The following is a 21971-nucleotide window of genomic DNA, read 5'->3' on the forward strand; positions in this document are numbered from 1 at the left end:
ACCGCCGCTCCCACAGGGTCGGTGTGTTCGTGGTTGACGTAAACGTAAACCTGCTCTCGGGGGCTGTCAATCGAATCATCACCTTTACGTAAACGTAAATCTGCGCCAGAGTAATTGCCGCCTGCTTCAGTCATGCCCAGAACAACCACAAGAAGGGACAACCATGCCTCAACCAAGCTATACCCGCGGCCGCCAGGACCATCCTTTACTGACCCTGACCATCGGCCAGGCCTTCGACGCCACCGTGGCCCGCCATGCCGAGCGCGAGGCGTTGGTGGTGCGGCACCAGGGCCTGCGCTACAGCTGGCGCGAACTGGCCGCACAGGTCGAGCTGCACGCCCGGGCGCTGATGGCGCTGGGCGTGGCCGGCGGCGAGCGGGTCGGCATCTGGGCACCCAACTGCGCCCAGTGGTGCATCCTGCAGCTGGCCACGGCCAAGGTTGGCGCGATCCTGGTCAACATCAACCCGGCCTATCGGGTGGGCGAGCTTGAGTATGTACTGCGCCAGTCCGGCTGCCGTTGGCTGGTGTGCGCCGATGCGTTCAAGACCTCCGACTACCACGCCATGGTGCAGGAGCTGGTGCCGGAGCTGGCGAACCACGCGCTTGGCCAATTGAACAGCGAGCGCCTGCCCGACCTGCGCGGGGTAATCAGCCTGGCCGCCGCAGCGCCGACAGGTTTCCTGCCCTGGGCCGCCTTGGCCGGGCGGGCAGGGGAGATCGACCCGGTCATCTTCGAGCAGCGTCAGAACAGCCTGCAGTTCGACCAGCCAGTGAACATCCAGTACACCTCCGGCACCACCGGCGCGCCCAAAGGGGCGACCCTGAGCCACTACAACATTCTCAACAACGGCTACATGGTCGGCGAAAGCCTTGGTCTCACCGAACACGACCGCATGGTGATCCCGGTGCCGCTGTACCACTGCTTCGGGATGGTCATGGCCAACCTCGGTTGCATCACCCACGGCAGCACCATGGTCTACCCCAACGACGCCTTCGACGCCGAGCTCACCCTGCGCGCCGTGGCCGAAGAGCGCGCCAGCGTCCTCTATGGCGTGCCGACCATGTTCATCGCCATGCTCGACCATCCGTCGCGCCCGCAGCTGGACCTCTCGACCCTGCGCAGCGGCATCATGGCCGGCGCCACCTGCCCGATCGAGGTGATGCGCAAGGTCATCGAGCAGATGCACATGGCCGAGGTGCAGATCGCCTACGGCATGACCGAAACCAGCCCGGTGTCGCTGCAGACCGGCCCGGATGATGAGCTGGAGCTGCGCGTGACCACGGTCGGCCGCACCCAGCCGCAGCTGGAAACCAAGCTGGTGGACGCCGACGGTTGCATCGTCCCGCGTGGCGAGATCGGTGAACTGTGCACCCGCGGCTACAGCGTGATGCTTGGCTACTGGGACAACCTGCAGGCCACCCATGACGCCATCGATCCGGCCCGCTGGATGCGCACCGGCGATCTGGCAGTGATGGACGAGCAGGGTTACGTGCGCATCGTCGGGCGCAACAAGGACATGATCATTCGCGGCGGCGAGAACATCTATCCGCGTGAGCTGGAGGAGTTCTTCCATACCCACCCAGCGGTAGCCGAGGCGCAGGTGGTGGGGATTCCGTGCAGCAAATATGGCGAGGAGGTGGTGGCCTGGGTTCGCCTGCACCCTGGGCACAGCGCCACGGCTGATGAATTGCAGCAGTGGTGCAAGGCGCGGCTGGCGCATTTCAAGGCGCCACGGCATTTCCGCTTCGTCGATGAGTTCCCGATGACGGTGACGGGGAAGGTGCAGAAGTTCAGGATGCGCGAGATCAGTGTCGAGGAGCTAGGCGCCGCGGCTGGGCATCAATCGCCTGGCGCACCAGCTTGAGCAATTGATCGAAGGTGACGTCGACGGAAATCTCCGTTTCGATCAGGATGTGCAGCTCTTCCTCGATCCGTGCCTGCAACTCGACCATGTCGAAGCTGTCGGCGCCCAGTTCGCCCATGCCATAGCCAGCCCTGAGCGCCTTGTGCCTGCCATTGAGTTCAAGGAAGTCGTCAATGATCCACAGCAGGATCGAGGTGACACGGTCGTCGGCGGGCATGAGGGCGGCTGGCGTCAGGGGGTGAGTGCTCTGTTTAACCAGCTTCGCCCGCCTGCGCTACTGGCAAAAATATCAGGTGCCCCGCCAGCCTCACCCCCAGCCTTGTCTATCCTCAAGCTTTCACCGGCGGCTCCTCGCTCGGCGGGTCGCCCACCGTGGGCGGCACGCTCGGCTTGATCGGCGCTTCGTCCGGATCCACCTCGGGCACCGGCGGCGGCAATGTCGGGTCGTCGATGTTCGGGTCGGGTGTCTCCGGTGGAATGGGAATACTCATGGGCCTGACCTCGCGGGATGAATGAAGAGGCGTCGCAGGCTTGGACCCACGCCTGGCGCCATTCGCTCAATTTTATTGAACCCCACCCTCGAGCACGGCTCTGAACCCTTACCGCCACAATCCCCACGGAGCGAGTGCGATGACAGGTAGCGAGCCCTTCGAAAGCGTGCCCATGGCAGGCGACCACCCGGACCAGGCCATCAGCCTTTCCCAGGCGTTGCTGGCGCCACGCATCGTGATCGAGGACGCGACGCCCGTGCTCGACGGCGGCACCTTCGCCGCCAAGGCAGTGCGCGGGCAAAGGGTCGATGTCAGCGCCAAGGTGTACGCCGACGGCCACGACCGCCTGGCGGTGATGCTGTACTGGCGTCAGGCCCACAGCCCTGGCTGGCACGCTGTGGCCATGCATTCGCCGGGCAACGATCTGTGGCTGGCCGACTTCACCCCCAGCGAGCTGGGCCTGCACCTGTTCAGCATCGAAGCCTGGATCGACCCGTTCGCCACCTACTGCCACGACCTGGAGAAGAAGTACGCCGCAGGCCAGGACGTGCAGCTCGAATTGCAAGAGGGCCGTCTGCTGCTGGAGCAGGGCATCCAGCGCAGCGACGGCCCGTTGCGTGAGCAGTTGCAAGCCTTGCAGCAGCGCCTGCCGGGCTTGTCGGTGGATGACCAGGTCGCGCAGCTGCTGCACCCCGATGTCGCCCGGTTGATGAGCGAGGCCGAGCACCGCAGCTACCTCACCCGCAGCCCCGAGTTCCCCGTGGACGTGGACCGCGAAGCCGCGTTGTTCGCCAGTTGGTACGAGCTGTTCCCTCGCTCGGTCACCGATGACCCCGAGCGCCACGGCACCTTCAACGACGTGCATCAGCGCCTGCCGATGATCCGCGACATGGGCTTCGACGTGCTGTACTTCCCGCCCATTCACCCCATCGGCATGCAACACCGCAAGGGCCGCAACAACGCTTTGCAGGCCGATCCTGGCGACCCCGGCAGCCCCTACGCCATCGGCAGCCCCGAAGGCGGCCACGATGCCATCCACCCACAGCTGGGCAGCCGCGAAGACTTCCGCCGCCTGGTGGCCGCCGCCGCCGAACACGGCCTGGAGATCGCCCTGGACTTCGCCATCCAGTGCTCCCAGGACCACCCCTGGCTGAAGGAGCACCCCGGCTGGTTCAGCTGGCGCCCCGACGGCACCATCCGCTATGCCGAGAACCCGCCGAAAAAATACCAGGACATCGTCAACGTCGATTTCTACGCCCCCGAGGCGGTGCCCAGCCTGTGGCTGGCTCTGCGCGACGTGGTGGTCGGCTGGGTCGAGGAGGGGGTCAAGACCTTCCGCGTCGACAACCCGCACACCAAGCCGCTGCCGTTCTGGCAATGGCTGATCGCCAATGTGCGCAGCCAGCACCCCGAGGTGATCTTCCTCGCCGAAGCCTTCACCCGCCCGGCGATGATGGCGCGGCTGGGCAAGGTGGGGTACGCCCAGAGTTACACCTACTTCACCTGGCGCAACAGCAAGCAGGAGCTGCGCGAGTATTTCGAAGAACTCAACCAGCCGCCGTGGAGCTTGTGTTATCGGCCCAACTTCTTCGTCAACACGCCGGACATCAACCCGTTCTTTCTGCACACCTCAGGTCGCGCAGGCTTTCTGATCCGCGCCGCGCTGGCGACCATGGGCTCAGGGTTGTGGGGCATGTATTCGGGCTTCGAGCTGTGCGAAGGCACGCCGCTGCCCGGCAAGGAGGAATACCTGGACTCGGAGAAGTACCAGATCCGCCCGCGCGACTTCAACCAGCCCGGCAATATCGTCGCCGAAATCGCCCAGCTCAACCGCATCCGCCGGCACAACCGTGCCCTGCAGACTCACCTGGGCGTGCTCTTTCTGAACTGCTGGAACGACCAGATCCTGTACTTCGCCAAGCGCACCGCCGAGCGCGACAACTACATCCTCGTCGCCATCAGCCTCGACCCGCACAACGCCCAGGAGGCCAGCTTCGAGCTGCCACTGTGGGAGCTGGGCCTGGATGACAACGCCGACACCCAGGGCGAGGACCTGATGACCGGCAAGCGCTGGACCTGGCACGGCAAGACCCAGTGGATGCGCATAGAGCCCTGGCACCAGCCGTTCGGCATCTGGCGCATTGAACGGATGGGGTAAGCGATTTTGTGGGAGCGGGTTTACCGGAGTGCCGGACCACCGCGAACACCGGCAACGCCGGTGCCACACACCGCGGAGTCTGTTTCGCGGGTAAACCCGCTCCCACAGGGGGCGCGTCAAACCGAGAACCGAAAGGAGTCGCACATGGCCAAGCGTTCCCGCCCGGCAGCCTTCATCGACGATCCCCTCTGGTACAAGGACGCGGTGATCTACCAGCTGCACGTGAAATCGTTCTTCGACGCGAACAACGACGGCATCGGCGATTTCGCCGGCTTGATCAGCAAGCTCGACTACATCGCCGAACTTGGCGTCAACACCCTCTGGCTACTGCCGTTCTACCCCTCGCCACGGCGCGACGACGGCTACGACATCGGCGAATACAAAGCCGTGCACCCTGACTACGGCAGCATGGCCGACGCCAAACGCTTCATCGCCGAGGCCCACAAACGCGGCCTGCGGGTGATCACCGAACTGGTCATCAACCACACCTCCGACCAGCACCCCTGGTTCCAGCGCGCCCGCCACGCCAAGCGCGGCAGCAAAGCCCGGGACTTCTACGTGTGGTCGGACGATGAGCAGAAGTACGACGGCACCCGGATCATCTTCCTCGACACCGAAAAGTCCAACTGGACCTGGGACCCGGTGGCCGGCCAGTACTTCTGGCACCGCTTCTACTCGCACCAGCCGGACCTGAACTTCGACAACCCGCAGGTGCTCAAGGCCGTGATCGGGGTGATGCGCTTCTGGCTCGACATCGGCGTCGATGGCCTGCGCCTGGACGCTATCCCCTACCTGATCGAGCGCGACGGCACCAACAACGAGAACCTGCCTGAGACCCACACCGTGCTCAAGGCGATCCGCGCCGAGATCGACGCCAACTACCCCGACCGCATGCTGCTGGCCGAGGCCAACCAGTGGCCGGAGGACACCCGGCCGTATTTCGGCGAAGGTGAGGGCGATGAATGCCACATGGCCTTCCACTTCCCGTTGATGCCGCGCATGTACATGGCCCTGGCCATGGAAGACCGCTTCCCGATCACCGATATCCTGCGCCAGACCCCGGAGATCCCCGCCAACTGCCAATGGGCGATCTTCCTGCGCAACCACGATGAGCTGACCCTGGAGATGGTCACCGACCGCGAGCGCGACTACCTGTGGAACTACTACGCCGAAGACCGTCGCGCGCGCATCAACCTAGGCATCCGCCGCCGCCTGGCGCCCTTGCTGCAGCGCGATCGGCGGCGCATCGAGCTGCTGACCAGCCTGCTGCTGTCGATGCCCGGCACGCCCACGCTGTACTACGGCGATGAACTGGGCATGGGCGACAACATCTACCTGGGCGACCGCGACGGCGTGCGCACCCCCATGCAGTGGTCGCCGGACCGCAACGGCGGTTTCTCCAAGGCCGAGCCGCAGCGCCTGGTGCTGCCCCCGATCATGGACCCGCTGTACGGCTACCAGACCATCAACGTCGAGGCCCAGGCCCACGACCCGCACTCGCTGCTCAACTGGAACCGCCGCCTGCTGTCGGTGCGCAACCAGCAGAAGGCCTTTGGCCGTGGCACCTTGAAAATGCTCACCCCCAGCAACCGGCGCATCCTCGCCTATATCCGCGAGTACACCGATGCCGAGGGCAACAGTGAAGTGGTGCTGTGCGTGGCCAACGTCTCGCGCGCCGCCCAGGCCGCGGAGCTGGAGCTTTCGCAGTACGCCGAACGGGTGCCGGTGGAGATGCTCGGTGGCAGCGCGTTCCCGCCCATTGGCCAGTTGCCGTTCCTGCTTACCCTGGCGCCATACGGTTTCTACTGGTTCCTGCTGGCCGCCCACGACCGTATGCCCAGTTGGCATGTGCAGCCCACCGAAGGCCTGCCCGAGCTGACCACCCTGGTGCTGCGCAAGCGCATGGAAGAGCTGCTCGAAGCGCCGTCCCGGGGCACCCTGGAAAGCGCGATCCTGCCCCAGTACCTGCCCAAGCGCCGTTGGTTCGCCGGCAAGGAAGGGCCGATCGACCAGGTACGCCTGCGTTACGGCGTCCGCTTCGCCACCGCGACCTTGCCGGCATTGCTCGGCGAGCTGGAGGTGCACAGCAACGGGGTGGTGACCCATTACCAACTGCCGTTCGGGTTGTTGCCCGAGGAGCAGATCAACGCCGCGCTGCCCCAGCAACTGGCGCTATCGCGGGTGCGCCGTGGTCGTCAGGTGGGGCTTATCACCGATGCCTTTGTCCTCGAGCCTTTCATCCGTGCGCTGCTGCGCGGCTGCCAGGACGGCCTGCGCCTGCCCTGTGGCGACGGCCTGGGCGAACTGCGCTTCCAGTGCACCGAGCAACTGGCGGCGCTGGCGCTCGATGAACAGAGCGAAGTGCGCTACCTGGGCGCGGAGCAATCCAACAGCTCGGTGGTGGTGGGCGGCAGCCTGGTGCTCAAGCTGATCCGCCGGGTCAACCCGGGGATCCACCCGGAGCTGGAGATGAGCGCCTACCTCACTGCTGCCGGCTTTGCCAATATCTCGCCTTTGCTGGCCTGGGTCAGCCGCGTCGACGATAGCGATCAATCAACCCTTCTGATGATCGCCCAGGGCTACCTGAGCAACCAGGGCGATGCCTGGGACTGGACCCAGAACACCCTGGAACGGGCGATCCGCGACGAGATGGAACCGACCCGCAACGAGCAGGAGGCGCACACCGACGCCCTGGCCGAACTCACCGGCTTCGCCGCCTTGCTGGGCCAGCGCCTGGGCGAGATGCACCTGCTGCTGGCGGCGCCCACCGATGATGAAGCGTTCCAACCGCGGCTGAGCGATGCCCGCGACAGCGAGCGCTGGCGCCGGCAGATCAGCACCGAGCTCGAGCATGCCCTGGGCCTGCTGGCCCAGCACCGCAACAGCCTGGACGGTGACAGCCAGGCTCTGGTCGACGACCTGCAGCAACAACGCCAAGGCTTGCGGCAGCACATCGACAACCTGGCCCGCCAGGCCCAGGGCGGGTTGTTGATGCGTGTGCACGGCGACCTGCACCTGGGCCAGGTGCTGGTGGTGCAGGGCGATGCCTACCTGATCGATTTCGAGGGCGAACCGGCGCGGCCGCTGGACGAGCGCCGGGCCAGACACAGCCCATACAAGGATGTCAGCGGCGTATTGCGATCCTTCGACTATGCTGCTGCCATGATCCTGCGCAGCGCCTCGGCGGTAGACCTCTCCGACGCGGCGCGCCAGGCCCGTCAGCGGGTTGCCCGGCAGTACCTGCACCAGTCGCGTCACGCCTTCGTCGAAGCCTATGGCCTGGCCACCGCCGCCATGCCCCATGCCTGGCAGCAGGCCGAGGGCGAGCGCGCCGCACTGGAACTGTTCTGCCTGGAAAAAGCCGCCTACGAAATCAGTTACGAAGCCGAGAACCGGCCGAGCTGGCTGGCCGTGCCTTTGCATGGCCTGCATGGGTTGATCAGCACCTGGGGGGAGTCATGAAGTTTTTGCACTGAGCGATCACTGTGGGAGCGGGGTCATCGGTGTGCCGAACCGCCGCGAACCAGGCGACTCAGTGCATGGCACCGGCTGTGCCGGTGTTCGCGGGCAAGCCCGCTCCCACAAGAGGCGCCGACAAGTGGCCACATGACGCTTGAATATATGGAAAGGGGCAGTGAGATGAATGCAACCACGCGTGACAACGGCAGCCTTCGGCAACGGGACCTGGACGCCCTTGCCAGCGCCACGCACGCCGACCCGTTCGCCGTGCTCGGCCCGCACCCCGATGGTGCAGGCGGTCAGTTTATCCGGGCCTTCCTGCCCAACGCCCTGAATGTGCGCGTGCTGGCGCGCGATGGCGGGCACGTGCTCGCTGAAATGGAGCAACAGCGCCTGCCAGGGTTGTTCACCGCGCACATCAACGATGCCCAGCCGTACCTGCTGCAGATCGGCTGGGCCGGGGGCGAGCAGGTGACCGAAGACCCTTACAGCTTCGGCCCGCAACTGGGCGACATGGACATGTACCTGTTCTCCGAGGGCAACCACCGCGACCTGTCCGGCCGCTTCGGCGCGCAACCGACCCAGGCCGACGGCATCGACGGCGTGTGCTTCTCGGTGTGGGCGCCCAACGCCAGGCGGGTTTCGGTGGTGGGCGACTTCAACAACTGGGACGGCCGCCGCCACCCCATGCGCCTGCGCCACAGCGCCGGGGTGTGGGAAGTGTTCGTACCGCGCCTGGGTGTCGGCGAAACCTACAAGTTCGAAGTGCTCGGCGCCGAGGGTGTGCTGCCACTCAAGGCCGACCCGCTGGCCCGCGCCACCGAGCTGCCACCGAGTACCGCCTCGAAGGTGGCCGGCGCCCTGGCCCACGACTGGCACGATGAGCAATGGATGGCGCAGCGCGCCCAGCGCCACGCCTACAACGCACCGCTGTCGATCTACGAGCTGCACGCCGGCTCCTGGCGCTGCGAGCTGGACGATACCGGCGAGGTCGCGCGCTTCTACAACTGGCGCGAATTGGCTGAACGCCTGGTGCCTTACGTGCAGGAATTGGGCTTCACCCATATCGAGCTGATGCCGATCATGGAGCACCCGTTCGGCGGGTCCTGGGGCTATCAGCCGCTGTCTTTGTTCGCCCCGACATCACGCTACGGCACGGCGGAAGATTTCGCCTTCTTCATCGATGCCTGCCACCAGGGCGGCATCGGCGTGATCCTCGACTGGGTACCGGCGCATTTCCCCACCGACGAACACGGCCTGGCGCGCTTCGACGGCACCGCGTTGTACGAGTACGACAATCCGCTGGAAGGCTTCCACCAGGACTGGAACACGCTGATCTACAACCTCGGCCGCAACGAGGTGCGCGGCTTCATGCTGGCCTCGGCGCTGCACTGGCTCAAGCATTTCCACATCGACGGCCTGCGCGTCGATGCCGTGGCTTCGATGCTCTACCGCGACTACTCGCGCAAGGCCGGCGAGTGGGTGCCCAACCGCCATGGCGGGCGCGAGAACCTCGAAGCCATCGACTTCATCCGCCACCTCAACGGCGTCGCGGCCCACGAGGCACCGGGCGCGTTGATCATCGCCGAGGAGTCCACCGCCTGGCCCGGCGTCAGCCAGCCCACGCAACAGGGCGGCCTGGGCTTTGCCTACAAGTGGAACATGGGCTGGATGCACGACACCCTGCATTACATCCAGAACGACCCGATCCACCGCACCTACCATCACAACGAGATGAGCTTCGGGCTGATCTATGCCTACTCCGAGCACTTCATCCTGCCCATCTCCCACGACGAGGTGGTGCACGGCAAGCACTCGCTGATCGACAAGATGCCCGGCGATCGCTGGCAGAAGTTCGCCAACCTGCGCGCCTACCTCGCGTTCATGTGGGCCCACCCGGGCAAGAAGCTGCTGTTCATGGGCTGCGAGTTCGGCCAGTGGCGTGAGTGGAACCACGACAGCCAATTGGACTGGTACCTGCTGCAATACCCCGAGCACCAAGGAGTACAGCGCCTGGTCGGCGACCTCAACCGGCTGTACCGCGAAGAGCCGGCACTGCACGAACAGGACTGCCAGCCCCAGGGCTTCCAATGGCTGATCGGCGACGATGCGCACAACAGCGTGTACGCCTGGCTGCGCTGGAGCAGCCAGGGCGAACCCTTGCTGGTGGTGGCCAACTTCACCCCGGTGCCGCGCGAGGGCTACCGGATCGGCGTGCCGTTCGGCGAACGTTGGCAAGAGTTGCTCAACAGCGATGCCGGGCTGTATGCCGGGTCGAACGTGGGCAACCTGGGGGCGGTGGCCAGCGATGACATTGCCAGCCATGGGCAGCCACTGTCGCTGGCGCTGAACCTGCCGCCGCTGGGGGTGTTGGTGATGAAACCAGCCTGATAGCCGTCACACCCTCTCTGTAGGAGCGGCCTTGTGTCGCGAAAGGGCGCTCCTACAGTGCGATGGGGTGGCACAGTGCGAGCTTCTACCAGCGCATCCGCACGCCCAGGCTGCCAATCAGCCCATTCAGATCATTGTCATCCACATCGCTGCTGTAATCGGCACTGACGAACAGCGCCACGTTCGGCGTGACCCGCGCCACCAGCCCCAACCCCAGGTCCACCGAGGTCGAACTGCGCGAGCTGGAGATCTTGTCGACCTGGTCCAGCTTCACCGAGTCGCTGTTGCTGAAGTCATACCAGACGTTGGTGCGCACATAGGGTTCGATCGGCATGCCGCGCACTTCGTAGCGCGCCGACAGCTTGGCACCGACCCGGCCGCTCCAGCTTGGCTGGCTGTCGAACGCCTGCAAGGTTTCCTCCTGCACCTGGCTGCCCGGGAAGAACTGCTGGTTGATCAACTGCGCCTGGGGCTCGATCACCCAGCCGCCCCCCAGGCCGATGGGGAAGCCGCCCTCCACCGAGAAGGTCATCGCATGGCCGCTGTCGTCCACTCGCTGGCCGGTCTGGGAGCGGCCATTGACGTCGATGCGCGTGCCCATGGCCACGGCGTCCACGTGCCAGCCCTGCTCATGGGTCATGCTCCAGTACACGCCCAGGCTCTCGCCGCTGAGGTTCACCGCATTGCGTTGTTTGTCACCGAGCAAGGGGCGCATGCCGTTGAAGCTGCTCTGCAGGTTGTTGTGGCCGACGAAGATCCCGGCACGGTGAACGTTGCCTGCGCTGGTTTCGCGCACGAACAGGTCGGGGCCGATCATCAACTGCTGGCTGGGCGCCTCCAGCTGCGCCGGCGCCTGGGTCGTTGGCCGTGGCGCGCCGGGGAAGAACTGCGCCCACTGGCTGGCGATCATGTCGCTGGCCAGCGGGCCGTGGCGCTCGCTCATCTGCGTGGAAAATGCCGAGAGCATCCCCTGGTTGAGGCCATTGACGCTCAACGGGTCGAGGGAGAGTTGCGGGACCTCGGGCTGTTCCAGGAACCGGGCGAAGGGTTCGCCCTCCTGCAGTTCGAAGGCGAAGGTTTCCACCGGGGTTGCCAAGAGCAGCGACGTGGAAACCGCGCAGAAAAAAGCTTCGAAACGCAGGGGGTTCGAGGTGCTTTTCATGGCGGATCTCCTGTTGTTATGTGTTGGACAGCACGTTGAACAGCCGAGCAATCTGGCCTGATGTCACGGGCTGTACGACAAAAACAGGGGCGACCCAAACCAGCGCGCCAGCCTGCTTGAGCGCGCACAAAGGCGCGAGCTAGAGGCCCGGCACGAATCTTTACGTCTGTTGGTTCTGTTCAGCTAAGGAGAGGACAGGGCTTGCGTCAAGAATATGTGAAGGCTTTGGTAAGGGTTCGTTGAGTAATTCAAGCCATTGAATTTGTACAGAATTGGCAAGGCCATATCGTCAATGGTGATTGCTCGCCGGGCGGCTATGCCGAATCGTTGCTACAGGCGCACTTCCACGGCCAGCGGCAGATGATCGGACAGGTGTGTCCAGGGCTTGTGGCCGAGGATCTTCGGCCCATGGCTGTCGGCGTTGCGCAGGTAGATACGGTCCAGGCGCAGCAGTGGCAGGCGCGCGGGATATGTGCGGGCGAGCAGGCCGTGATGGCGTTCGAAGGCTTCATGCAGGCCCTGTTGCCGGCCCAGGGTGCGATTGCCGTGCAACTGCCAGTCGTTGAAGTCACCAGCGATGATCACCGGGGCATCGGCGGGCAGTGCATCGAGCAACTTGCTCAACAGTTGCAGCTGTTTTTGCCGATGGCTTTCCAGCAGCGACAGGTGCACGCAAATGGCATGCACCGGTGCTTGCCCGGGCACGTCGAGCACGCAGTGCAGCAGGCCGCGCCGTTCGGGGCCGGTGATCGACACGTCGAGGTTGCGGTGTTCGATGATCGGGTACTTGGACAGCAGCGCGTTGCCGTGGTGGCCGTCCGGGTACACCGCGTTGCGCCCGTAGGCGAAGTCGCTCCACATGCTGTCGGCGAGGAATTCGTACTGCGAGGTCTGCGGCCAGCCGGGGTAGCGGCTGGCGTGGCGGTCGTGGCTGCCCAGCACTTCCTGCAGGAACACGATATCGGCCTGGGTGCTGCGCACCGCCTCGCGCAGCTCCGGCAGGATGAAGCGCCGGTTGAAGGCGGTGAAACCCTTGTGGGTATTGACCGTCAGCACCTTGACCCGGTGCACGGCCGGGGCCTGGCTGACGCTGGCGAAACCTGGACTGCCGGCTTCGGGGTTCACAGGGACTCCTGTAGCGATTTACACGATTCTTGTGGGAGCGGGTTCATCGAGCCGTCGAACCGCCGCGAACACGGGCGTAGCCCGTGCCATGCACCGTAGTGTGGTCTTCGCGGGTATTTTGGTGATCATGGCTACGGATTAGGACCGCCCGTCCGTTGCCAGGTTCAGTCCTCCTCCCGCTGCAACACCATCAACAGCAACGACCGCCCCTGCACCTCGAACACCGTGTCGAACTGCAGATGCTGCGGCTTGCGCAGCTCCGGCCGATCGGTGTCGACCAGGCAGCTCCAGTACTCGCCCTGCGGCACCGCCGGCAGCTTGAACGGCACCACGTCGTGGTAGGCGTTGACGATCAGCAGCAGGGTCGCCTCGGCCCCGGGGCGGGCAATGCCGCTGACCTGGGCGCGGCCGTCCATCAGCATGCCCAGGCAACGCCCGTGCGGGTCTTCCCACTGCTCCACGGTCATCTCGCTGCCGTCCGGGGCCAGCCAAGTGACGTCCTTGACCCCGATCGCCTCGTTGTAGTCACCCACCAGAAAGCGCGAGCGGCGCAGCATCGGATAGGCCAGGCGCAGGCGGGTCAGGCGCTTGACGAAGGCCAGCAAGGCCTTGCCGTCCTCGTCCAGTTCCCAGTTGACCCAGCCGATCTCGCTGTCCTGGCAATACGCGTTGTTGTTGCCGTGCTGGGTGCGGCTGAACTCGTCGCCGGCGACGATCATCGGCGTGCCCTGGGCCAGCAGCAGGGTGGCGAAGTAGTTGCGCATCTGGCGCATGCGCAGGGCATTGATCGCAGGGTCGTCGGTCGGGCCTTCGACGCCGCAGTTCCACGACAGGTTGTTGTTGGTGCCGTCCTGGTTGTTCTCGTCGTTGTCCTCGTTGTGCTTGTCGTTGTACGACACCAGGTCGCGCAGGGTGAAACCGTCGTGGGCGGTGACGAAGTTGACCGAGGCGTAGGGCCGCCGGCCACGGTTGTTGAACAGGTCGCCGGAGGCTGTGATGCGCGCGGCGAAGTCGGCGAGCATGCCTTCGTCGCCTTTCCAGAAGCCGCGTACGGTGTCGCGGAAACGGTCGTTCCACTCTGCCCAGCCGGGGGCGAAGTTGCCCACCTGGTAGCCGCCGGGGCCGCAATCCCAGGGCTCGGCGATCAGCTTGACCTGGCTGAGCATCGGGTCCTGGCGGCAGGCCACGAGGAAACCGTGGCGTTCGCTGTAGCCATCGTGGTAGCGGCCGAGGATGGTCGCAAGATCAAAGCGGAAGCCGTCCACGTGCATCTCGCCAGCCCAATAGCGCAGCGAGTCGGTGACCAGTTGCAGCACGCACGGGTGGCTCAGGTCGAGGGTGTTGCCGGTGCCGGAATCGTTGATGTAGAAGCGCTTGTCGTCGGGCTTGAGGCGGTAGTACGAGGCGTTGTCGATGCCGCGCATCGACAGGGTCGGGCCGCGCTCGTTGCCCTCGGCGGTGTGGTTGTAGACCACGTCCAGAATCACTTCCAGCCCGGCGTCGTGCAGGTGCGCGACCATCTCCTTGAACTCGGCGATCTTGCCGCTGGCCAGGTAGCGCGGGTGCGGGGCGAAGAAGGCGATGCTGTTGTAGCCCCAATAGTTGTTCAGGCCCTTGTCGAGCAGATGCTGGTCGTTGACGAAGGCATGGATCGGCAGCAGTTCGATGCTCGATACCCCAAGCGCCTTGATGTGCCCGAGCAGTTCGTCGTTGGCCAGGCCCGCGAAGGTGCCGCGCAGCGCCTCGGGCACCGCCGGGTGGCGCATGCTGATGCCGCGGGCGTGCGCCTCGTAGATGATGGTGCGCTCCCAGGGGATCTGCACACGCTGGTCGCGGCCCCAGGTGAACGCCGGGTCGATGACCTTGCATTTGGGCACGAAGGGCGCGCTGTCGCGCTCGTCGAACGACAGGTCGTCGTCGGGGTGGCCGATGGTGTAGCCGAACAGGGCCTCGGACCATTTCAGTGTGCCGACCAGTTGCTTGGCATAGGGGTCGATCAGCAGTTTGTTGGGATTGAAACGGTGGCCGTTCTGCGGTTCATACGGGCCATACACGCGGTAGCCGTAGACCAGGCCAGGGTGCGCGTCGGGCAGGTAGCCGTGGTAGATCTCGTCGGTGTACTCGGGCAGCTCGATGCGCTCGAGCTCCTGTTCGCCGGTTGAATCGAACAGGCACAGTTCGACTTTAGTGGCGTTGGCCGAGAACAGGGCGAAGTTGACCCCCAGGCCGTCCCAGGTGGCGCCCAGAGGGAAGGGCATGCCTTCGCGGATGCGCGACGGGGCGACGGAGCGGGTTTTCTTCGGGGTGCGGGGGCTCATGGCGGTCCTCGTGGTGCGGGGGGAGGGGGATCCATCAGAGGATCGGTGCCGGCTCTTTCGCGGGTAAACCCGCTCCCACAGGTTCTCCATCACACCCAAGGCTAATGGTGATCCTGTGGGAGCGGGTTTACCCGCGAAGGGGCCGGCACAGCACTCAGCTTGCGGCAGGCTTCTTCACTGTCCTCGGCTTCTTCGCCGCCACCGGCTTCTCCACATTCGCCGCCTTCGGCTTGGCCGCCGCCTTCTTGCGCGGTGCGGCCTTGGGCGCTAACGCTTCAGCCTCGGCCAGCTTGCGGGCCATCTCCCAGTGGCGGATTTCCTGGCCCGCCGGCTTGCCCTCCGATTCCCAGATTTGATAGGCGAATTCGCGAACACGTTTCTCTTCGACACTCATCACGACGCTCCTGAATGCAGTTAGGCATGATCAATCAACACGTTGACCGGAAACTCCCCCAGTACGGTGCTCAACTTCAGCTCCTTTGAAGGGCTGACAGCACCGCCACCGAAAAGTCCCGAGCAGTTGGCAGGCGACAAGGCAAACGGCAGGATCAGCCGCGTATCGTCCCAGTTCTGTGCCGGGATCAATGGGGTTGTGGCGTTACCCAGCAAGCTGCTGGCAAGCCGTGGTGCGACAACGATGGCGCGCTGCTCCTCGCCCAGGCGGGCGAAGGCCAGCACTTTGTCGGCGTGGCGCCCCTGCACGTTGAGCGGCAGGTAGGCGCCACGCCGGAACAGTTCGGGGTGGCTCATGCGACAGTCCAGCAGCCGGGCGATCAGTGCCTGCTTGATGCGCCCGTCCTGCCAGTGGCCGAGCAGTTCGGCCAGGGGCGTGCTGGCGTCCAGGCTGGCACGCCTTGCAGCGTAGTCCACCGGGCGTCGATTGTCCGGGTCGACCAGGCTGAAGTCCCAGTACTCGTTGCCCTGGTACAGGTCGGGCACGCCCGGCGTGGTCATGCGCAGCAGGCATTGCACCAGGCTGTTCAGCGCGCCGGGGCAGGCGATCTGCCGCGCCGCCTCGTGCAGCGACTGGCGCAGCTGCTGGTTCTGCGCGTCCAGCAGCAGGCCGTTCACATAGGCGGCGCAGGCCTGTTCATAAGCCTCGTTCGGCGCCGCCCAGCTGCTGCGCAGCTTGGCCTCGCGCAGGGCTTTCTGTTGCCAACCGCCGATGCGCTCGGCGTAGTGGCGCAGTGCGTTGGCGTCATGCAGGTCGAGCGCCAGCGGCCAGCTGCCGAGCAGGGTCTGCCACAGCAGTAGCTCATCACCCGGGCCGGGCGCGGCGCCATCCTCCAGCGCCTCGCGCAGCGGCGCCGCCAGTTCGCGCCAGTGCTCCACCCGGCTGGCCAGCCAGGCCCCGCGCTCGCTGAGCACCGCCAGGCGCGCCCGGCAGTCTTCGCCACGCTTGTGATCGTGGGTGGCGGTGGCCAGCAGGTTGTCGGGGAAGTCGCGCAGGCGGCGCTGGGCTTGCGTGTGAAACCATTCAGGGGCGGCACTGAAACGCTCGGCCTCGAAGCCCACATCGTTGCGCGACAACAGCCGGGCGCTGCGGTAGAAGGCGGTGTCTTCCACGGCCTTGGCGGCGGTTGGCGCGGTCAGTTGCTGGAAGCGCACGCAGGCGTGACGCAGGTGCTTGCGTGGTCGGCCCGGGGGCAGGCGCCGCCAGGGCTGGCCGCCAAGCCACTGCGCCAGGTGCTCGAGCAGCGGCCAGTCGGCCTCGCTCAATGACTGACGGGCGTCAGCGAGGGCTTGCTGGAAGAACCCCTCGTCCTCAGCCGGGCGGCCACAGGCGTTGATGTAGGTGCGGTACACCGGGTAGTGCTCGGCCAGCGCCTGCAGCGCGCGGCGGATGGCACCGAGGGTGAGGTCGCGGGTCATCAGGTCGTCGCGGGCCACCTGCAGCAAGGCCAGGGCCACCGACTCGCAGTCGCCGGCCAGGCCGGCGTTGAGCACCAGGTGGCGAGCCTGGCGCACTTCCTCGGCAAACGCCGGCCGTTCGCTGACGGTGCTCCACAGCTCGGTCAGCGGTGCTTCGCCCGCCGGGTCGTGTTGCAGCAGCGAGACCTGGTTCATGAACTCGTAGCCGGTGGTGCCGTCGGTGAGCCAGTCGCGGTGCAGGTGTTCATCGGCGCCGAGGATTTTCTCGACGTAGATCGGGAAGTGTTCCACGCCCGCCTGCAGCGGTCGGCTCGCCAGCAGCCCGTCGACTCGCCGGCGCAGGTTGCGGCAGTAGCGGCGCGGGTCGGCCAGGCCGTCGATATGGTCGATGCGCAAGCCATCCACCAGCCCGCGCTCGATCAGCTCGAACAGCTTGGCGTGGGTGGCTTCGAACACCAGCGCACGCTCCACCCGCAGGCCGCCCAGTTCATTGATGTCGAAAAAACGCCGCCAGTTGATGTCGTCGGCGGCGGTGCGCCAACTGGCCAGGCGGTAGGTCTGGCGCTCCAGCAACTGGTGCAGGCGCTTGAAGCCGGCTTCGGTGCGGCTGTCGAAGGCGGCCAGGGCGCCTTCGAGGCTGGCCCCGGCGTCGACCACCAGGGCCAGGTCGCGGTGCAGCGCCATGGCGTCGGCCAGCGGTTCGGCGGCCTCGTGCAGCGCGCTGAAGTGTTGCGCCAGGGCCTGCAACCGTGGGTCTTCGGCACGGCCGAGAATGCGCCCGTAGTCCAGCGGGCAGATCGGGAAACGATGCGCGTGATGGGCGACCTCGAACCGGCCATGCTCGGCGTCGAAGGTCAGGGGCATGTCGCCGTTGAGCAGCGCCACGCCATAGTCGCTGCCGAGGAACGGCAACAGCAGTTGCCCGGCCAGCAGCGGGTCGCTGGAGTGCCACTGGATATCGAAGAACTCTGCATAGGGGCTGCGCCGGCCCCAGGCCAGCAGGCTCTGCCACCAGGGGTTGTCGGCGCCGCCCACGGCCATGTGGTTGGACACCGTGTCGAGGATCAGGCCCATGCCGTGCTGGCGCAAGGCAGCCACCAGGCGCTCCAGCGCGGCCTCGCCGCCCAGCTCGGGGTTGACCCGGGTCGGGTCGACCACGTCGTAGCCGTGGCGCGAGCCTGCACGGGCAGTCAGGATCGGCGAGGCATACACATGGCTGATGCCGAGCTGGGCGAAGTAGGGCACCAACGGCGTCGCGTCATCCAGGGTGAAGTCGCTGTGCAGCTGCAGGCGCAGAGTGGCGGTCAGCGCCTTCATCGATCACGCTCCCAGGCTTGTTCGCGGGCCTGGGCCAACAGCTCCAGGCGCCGCGCTGCGTCTTCGTCGTCGAGCAGCTCGAGGGCCGTGGCCTTGAAGCGGCGCCGCCAGTTGGGGTGGCCAGCGGTGGTGCCGGGCAGGTTGGGTTGCTCGTCGCAGCCCAGCAGGTCTTCCAGTGGCACCAGCACCAAGGGGGCGCGGGTGTGGCCGACGTAACGGATCGCCGCGTCAACCAACGCCCTGTCGTCCGCCAACGGGCCGTAGTTGTGCTCCAGGGTGCGGCGCAAGCCGTCGCGCTCCAGTGCCCGGGTGTCGCGCCAGTGCCCTTCGGTGGTGGCGTCGATCAGTTGCAGACGGTTGTGCCAGTCGATGTCACGGGCTTGCAGCCAGCCGGCCAGTGGCGCCAGGTCATGGGTGCCGGTGGTGGCCAGGGCGTTGTCCGGCCAATCGAGGATCGGCTTGAAGCGGCCGGGCGCATCCTGCTCGAAGGGCAGCACGCGCATGCCCAGCACGGCCTTGGCCGCCAGGCGCTCGCGCAGGCCTTCGGGCACGGTGCCCAGGTCCTCGCCAAGGATGATCGCCTGGTGCCGTACCGATTCCAGGGCCAGCAGGCGCAGCAGGTCGTCGAGCGGGTAGTTGAGGTAGGCGCCCTCGCGGGCAGTGGCGCCACGGGGGATCAGCCACAGCCGGCGAAGGCCCATCACATGGTCGATGCGCAGGCCGCCGGCATGGGCCAGGTTGGCCCGCAGCATCTCGATGAAGGCGCGGTAGCCGTTGCGCTTGAGGCCTTCGGGGGAGAAGGCGCAGATGCCCCAGTCCTGCCCCGCACGGTTGAGGATGTCGGGCGGCGCGCCGACCTTGAGGTCGGCCAGCAGCTCGTCCTGGCGGCTCCAGGCCTGGCTGCCGGCGCCGTCGGCGCCCACCGCCAGGTCGGCGATCAGGCCGATCGCCATGCCGTTGCTGCGCGCCGCGTCCTGGGCGCGTTGCAGGCTGCGTTCGCTGAGCCACTGGCAGAACGCGTGGAATTCGACACGGGCCGGGTAGGCGGCGGCGAAGGCTTCGACTTCCGGGTGGTAGGGGTCGTGCCAGGCCTTTGGCCAGTTGCGCCAATCGGCGCCCAGGCCCTGGTCCACCGCCTCGCTTTGCAGCACTTCGAAACGGCAATGGTGTTCGAGCCGTTCGCCGCCGGCCTCGCGGAAACTGGCGAAGTCTGCGCGCAGCGGGTGGTCGCCCTGGCTGAAGTCCTGGTACAGCGCTTCGAGCAAACGCTGTTGGGCCTTGGCGGCGCGTGGCCAGTCCACCAGCGGCTGTTGCTGCAGGTCTTCCAGTGTCTGCGCAAGCCCGCAGGCCTCGATGGCCATGCGCACGGCGCGTTCGCCCAGCAGGGCTGCGGGGCTGGCGTACAGCGCGTTGAGCAACAGCCGGCTGGACGGTGAATAGGGGCTGAAGTGCTGTTGGTCGAAGGCCGACAGCGCGTGCATCGGGCTGATCGCCAGGGCATCGGCGCCGCGCTCGGCGGCACTGCGCGCCAGCTGCTCCAGCGCCAGGCAGTCGCCATAGCCGCCATCGTCGGGGCGGCGCAGGCTGTACAACTGCACCGCCAGGCCCCAGCAGCGCGGTGGCGGTTCGCTAATGGCATCTTCGAGCGCGTGGCAGCGCTGCGGCGCCACGGCGAGGGTGAAGGTGCGGCCGTCGATGGCCAACTGGTGATAGCCAGTCGGCAGCCCACCCGGCAGGCGTGCTTGGGCGTCCAGCACCAGCGTGCGCTGGCTGGCGTCCTCCAGGGTGCAGTGCACCTGGCTGCCGGCGCTGAACCAACGTTGCAGGCCGAGGGGCTGGTCGACATCGACGGTCAGCAGCGGGGGCAGGTGTTCGCTGTCTTCGGCCTGCTCGACCAGGCGCAGGCTGCTGGCGATGGCCTGGTCGTCGTCAGCGGGGTGGCCAAGGGCTTGCAGCACATGGCGCAGCACCTCGTCGCTGACCTGCTGCGGGCGGTTGTTGGCGTCGATCCAGTCGCGGGCCAGGCCGACGCGGGCGGCCAGGCGGTGCAGGGGCTGTTCGCTCATGGCGTCTCCGGTTCGGGGGGCAGCAGGCTGACCACGCAGCTGTGCGCGGCAAGTGTCGAGTCGGGGTGGGCGTTGTCGCTGCTGTCGTACAGGCGCAGCGCCTGGGCCGGCAGTTGCGCGGCCTGGGGCTGGGCGCCGAGGTTGAGGTCGATACGCAGCTGCTGGCCGTTGCCCAGGCGCCAGCGCGCGGTGAGCGCCTTGTCGCCCAGCACCTCGGTACCCAGTGCGCGGGTGCCGGGCAGGTGCGGGATGAGGTGGCGTTTACGCAGGTCGAGCAGCTGTTGATAGAGGCCGTGCCAGCCGGCCAGCACGTCCTTGTGCTGCGGCCGGGAACGTTCGAAGGTGGTTTCGGCGTTGGGGTCGGGGATCTGTGCGCGTCTGGCGGGGTCGGCGAAGGCGTCGAAGTGGGCGAACTCACCACGCCGGCCCTCGCGCACGGCATCGGCCAGCGCGTCGTGGAAGTCGGTGAAAAACAGGAACGGTTTGCAGCTGCCGTCGTCGTCGCCCATGAACAGCAGCGGGATCATCGGTGCCAGCAGCAACAGCCCGGTGGCCGCGCGCAGGGCCTGCGGCGGGCAAAGGCGGGTAAGGCGCTCGCCCAGGGCGCGGTTGCCGACCTGGTCGTGGTTTTGCAAAAACAGCACGAACGCGCTGGGCGCAAGGTGGCCGCTGGGCTCGCCCCGTGGCGTGCCATGGCGGTTGGCCTGGCCCTGGAACACGAAGCCTTCTGCCAGGCAGCGTGCCAGCTGCTCGATCGGCCGCTGCTGGTAGTCGGCGTAGTAGCCTTCGGTTTCGCCCGTCAGTAGCACGTGCAAGGCGTTGTGGCCGTCGTCGTTCCACTGGGCGTCGAAACCCTGTTCCAGCAGCGCGGCCTGGTTGTGTTCGTTTTCCAGCACCAGCCAGATCTGCCGGCCCGGCGCTACCGCCGCGCGCACCCGCTGCGCCAGTTCGACGAGGAAGTCCGGCTGGTCGATGGCGTGCACTGCATCCAGGCGCAGGCCGTCGCAGCGGTAGTCGCACAGCCACATCAGCGCGTTCTGGATGAAGTACTCGCGCACCGCTGGCCTGCGAAAATCGATGGCCGCGCCCCAGGGCGTCTGCCGGTCCTGGCGAAAGAACGGGCTGGCGTACTGGTGCAGGTAGTTGCCGTCCGGGCCGAAGTGGTTGTAGACCACGTCCACCAGCACCATCAGGCGGTGGCCGTGGGCCTGGTCGATCAGTGCGCACAGCTCCTGCGGCGTGCCGTAGCTGTGCTGCGGGGCGAACGGTAGCACGCCGTCATAACCCCAGTTACGCTCACCGGGGAACTGGCCCAGCGGCATCAGCTCGATGGCACTGATGCCCAGCGCGGCCAGGCGTGGCAGCGTCTCGGCCACGCCGCGGTAACCGCCGAGCAGGCCGACGTGCAGCTCCTGGATCACCGCCTCGTGCCACGGGCGGCCCTGCCAGGGGTGTTGCCACGGATAGTCGGCAAGGTCCACCAGCTCGCTCGGCCCCTGCACGCCCTCGGGCTGATAGCGCGAAGCCGGGTCGGCCACCTTGAGCTGCCGGTCGATCCGCAGCTGATACCGCTCACCGGCCTGGCAGGGGGCAACGCCGACGTACCAACCGTCATCAACGGGCGACAGCTCAACGGCGGGCTGCCGCTCGACTTCCACGCTCACGCTGCGCGCATCCGGCGCCCAGAGGGCAAAGCGCGCCGACGTGGCGTCCACTACTTGCGCGCCATGCCTGTGCATCGTCCG

13 protein-coding genes are annotated in these 21971 nt (G+C 66.4%); 4 read left to right on the forward strand and 9 right to left on the reverse strand.

The genetic code is table 11. The features are described from left to right. Positions 1 to 163: 163 nt before the first annotated feature. The gene (locus ACQ4N9_RS20805; RefSeq protein WP_390967820.1) at positions 164 to 1867 is read left to right on the forward strand and encodes an AMP-binding protein; all 1704 of its coding nucleotides are present in this window, start codon (positions 164 to 166) and stop codon (positions 1865 to 1867) included. Here ACQ4N9_RS20805 and ACQ4N9_RS20810 read toward each other — a convergent pair. Continuing rightward, positions 1809 to 2084, reverse strand: coding sequence for a phosphopantetheine-binding protein (locus tag ACQ4N9_RS20810; RefSeq protein WP_125858163.1), 276 nt, complete (start codon positions 2082 to 2084; stop codon positions 1809 to 1811). The two genes, ACQ4N9_RS20805 and ACQ4N9_RS20810, sit on opposite strands and share 59 nt — an antisense overlap. Positions 2085 to 2196: 112 nt before the next feature. Further along, positions 2197 to 2358: a hypothetical protein gene (locus ACQ4N9_RS20815; protein WP_390967821.1), complete on the reverse strand. Its 162-nt coding sequence runs from the start codon at positions 2356 to 2358 to the stop codon at positions 2197 to 2199. Between the two features lie 139 nt (positions 2359 to 2497). Between ACQ4N9_RS20815 and ACQ4N9_RS20820 the strand changes: the two genes are divergently transcribed. The 3 genes from ACQ4N9_RS20820 (at position 2498) to glgB (ending at position 10366) form a co-directional block, all read left to right on the forward strand. Then, positions 2498 to 4516 carry an alpha-1,4-glucan--maltose-1-phosphate maltosyltransferase gene (locus ACQ4N9_RS20820; RefSeq protein WP_390967822.1) on the forward strand — a complete coding sequence of 673 codons (2019 nt, stop codon included), beginning with the start codon at positions 2498 to 2500 and terminating at the stop codon, positions 4514 to 4516. Positions 4517 to 4660: 144 nt separating this feature from the next. After that, positions 4661 to 7978, forward strand: coding sequence for a maltose alpha-D-glucosyltransferase (gene treS / locus ACQ4N9_RS20825; protein WP_390967823.1), 3318 nt, complete (start codon positions 4661 to 4663; stop codon positions 7976 to 7978). 177 nt (positions 7979 to 8155) lie between these two features. Then, positions 8156 to 10366, forward strand: a complete 2211-nt coding sequence (gene glgB / locus ACQ4N9_RS20830; RefSeq protein ID WP_390967824.1) for a 1,4-alpha-glucan branching protein GlgB — start codon at positions 8156 to 8158, stop codon at positions 10364 to 10366. A gap of 85 nt (positions 10367 to 10451) precedes the next feature. On the opposite strand, the gene ACQ4N9_RS20835 is transcribed toward glgB, so the two are convergent. From ACQ4N9_RS20835 to treZ, 7 genes are all read right to left on the reverse strand, one after another. Next, the gene (locus ACQ4N9_RS20835; RefSeq protein WP_390967825.1) at positions 10452 to 11528 is read right to left on the reverse strand and encodes an autotransporter domain-containing protein; all 1077 of its coding nucleotides are present in this window, start codon (positions 11526 to 11528) and stop codon (positions 10452 to 10454) included. 330 nt (positions 11529 to 11858) lie between these two features. Then, positions 11859 to 12653 (reverse strand): endonuclease/exonuclease/phosphatase family protein, encoded by a 795-nt coding sequence (locus ACQ4N9_RS20840; protein WP_125858169.1) that lies wholly within the window; start codon positions 12651 to 12653, stop codon positions 11859 to 11861. A 164-nt stretch (positions 12654 to 12817) separates the two neighbouring features. Beyond that, positions 12818 to 14971, reverse strand: coding sequence for a glycogen debranching protein GlgX (gene glgX / locus ACQ4N9_RS20845; protein WP_390967826.1), 2154 nt, complete (start codon positions 14969 to 14971; stop codon positions 12818 to 12820). A 154-nt stretch (positions 14972 to 15125) separates the two neighbouring features. Further along, positions 15126 to 15368, reverse strand: a complete 243-nt coding sequence (locus ACQ4N9_RS20850) for a DUF2934 domain-containing protein (RefSeq protein WP_390967827.1) — start codon at positions 15366 to 15368, stop codon at positions 15126 to 15128. Positions 15369 to 15385: 17 nt separating this feature from the next. Beyond that, on the reverse strand, positions 15386 to 18160 hold the full coding sequence (locus tag ACQ4N9_RS20855; RefSeq protein WP_430933619.1) for a malto-oligosyltrehalose synthase: 2775 nt from the start codon (positions 18158 to 18160) through the stop codon (positions 15386 to 15388). Next, positions 18157 to 20226 (reverse strand): 4-alpha-glucanotransferase, encoded by a 2070-nt coding sequence (gene malQ / locus ACQ4N9_RS20860; protein ID WP_390967829.1) that lies wholly within the window; start codon positions 20224 to 20226, stop codon positions 18157 to 18159. Before malQ ends, ACQ4N9_RS20855 begins: the two co-directional genes overlap by 4 nt. Beyond that, complete coding sequence (treZ, locus tag ACQ4N9_RS20865) at positions 20223 to 21965, reverse strand: malto-oligosyltrehalose trehalohydrolase (protein WP_390967830.1); 1743 nt, start codon at positions 21963 to 21965, stop codon at positions 20223 to 20225. The genes malQ and treZ overlap by 4 nt, the downstream gene beginning before the upstream one ends. Positions 21966 to 21971: the final 6 nt, after the last annotated feature.

Source organism: Pseudomonas sp. ES1, assembly GCF_050586605.1.
GTDB classification, from domain to species: domain Bacteria; phylum Pseudomonadota; class Gammaproteobacteria; order Pseudomonadales; family Pseudomonadaceae; genus Aquipseudomonas; species Aquipseudomonas sichuanensis.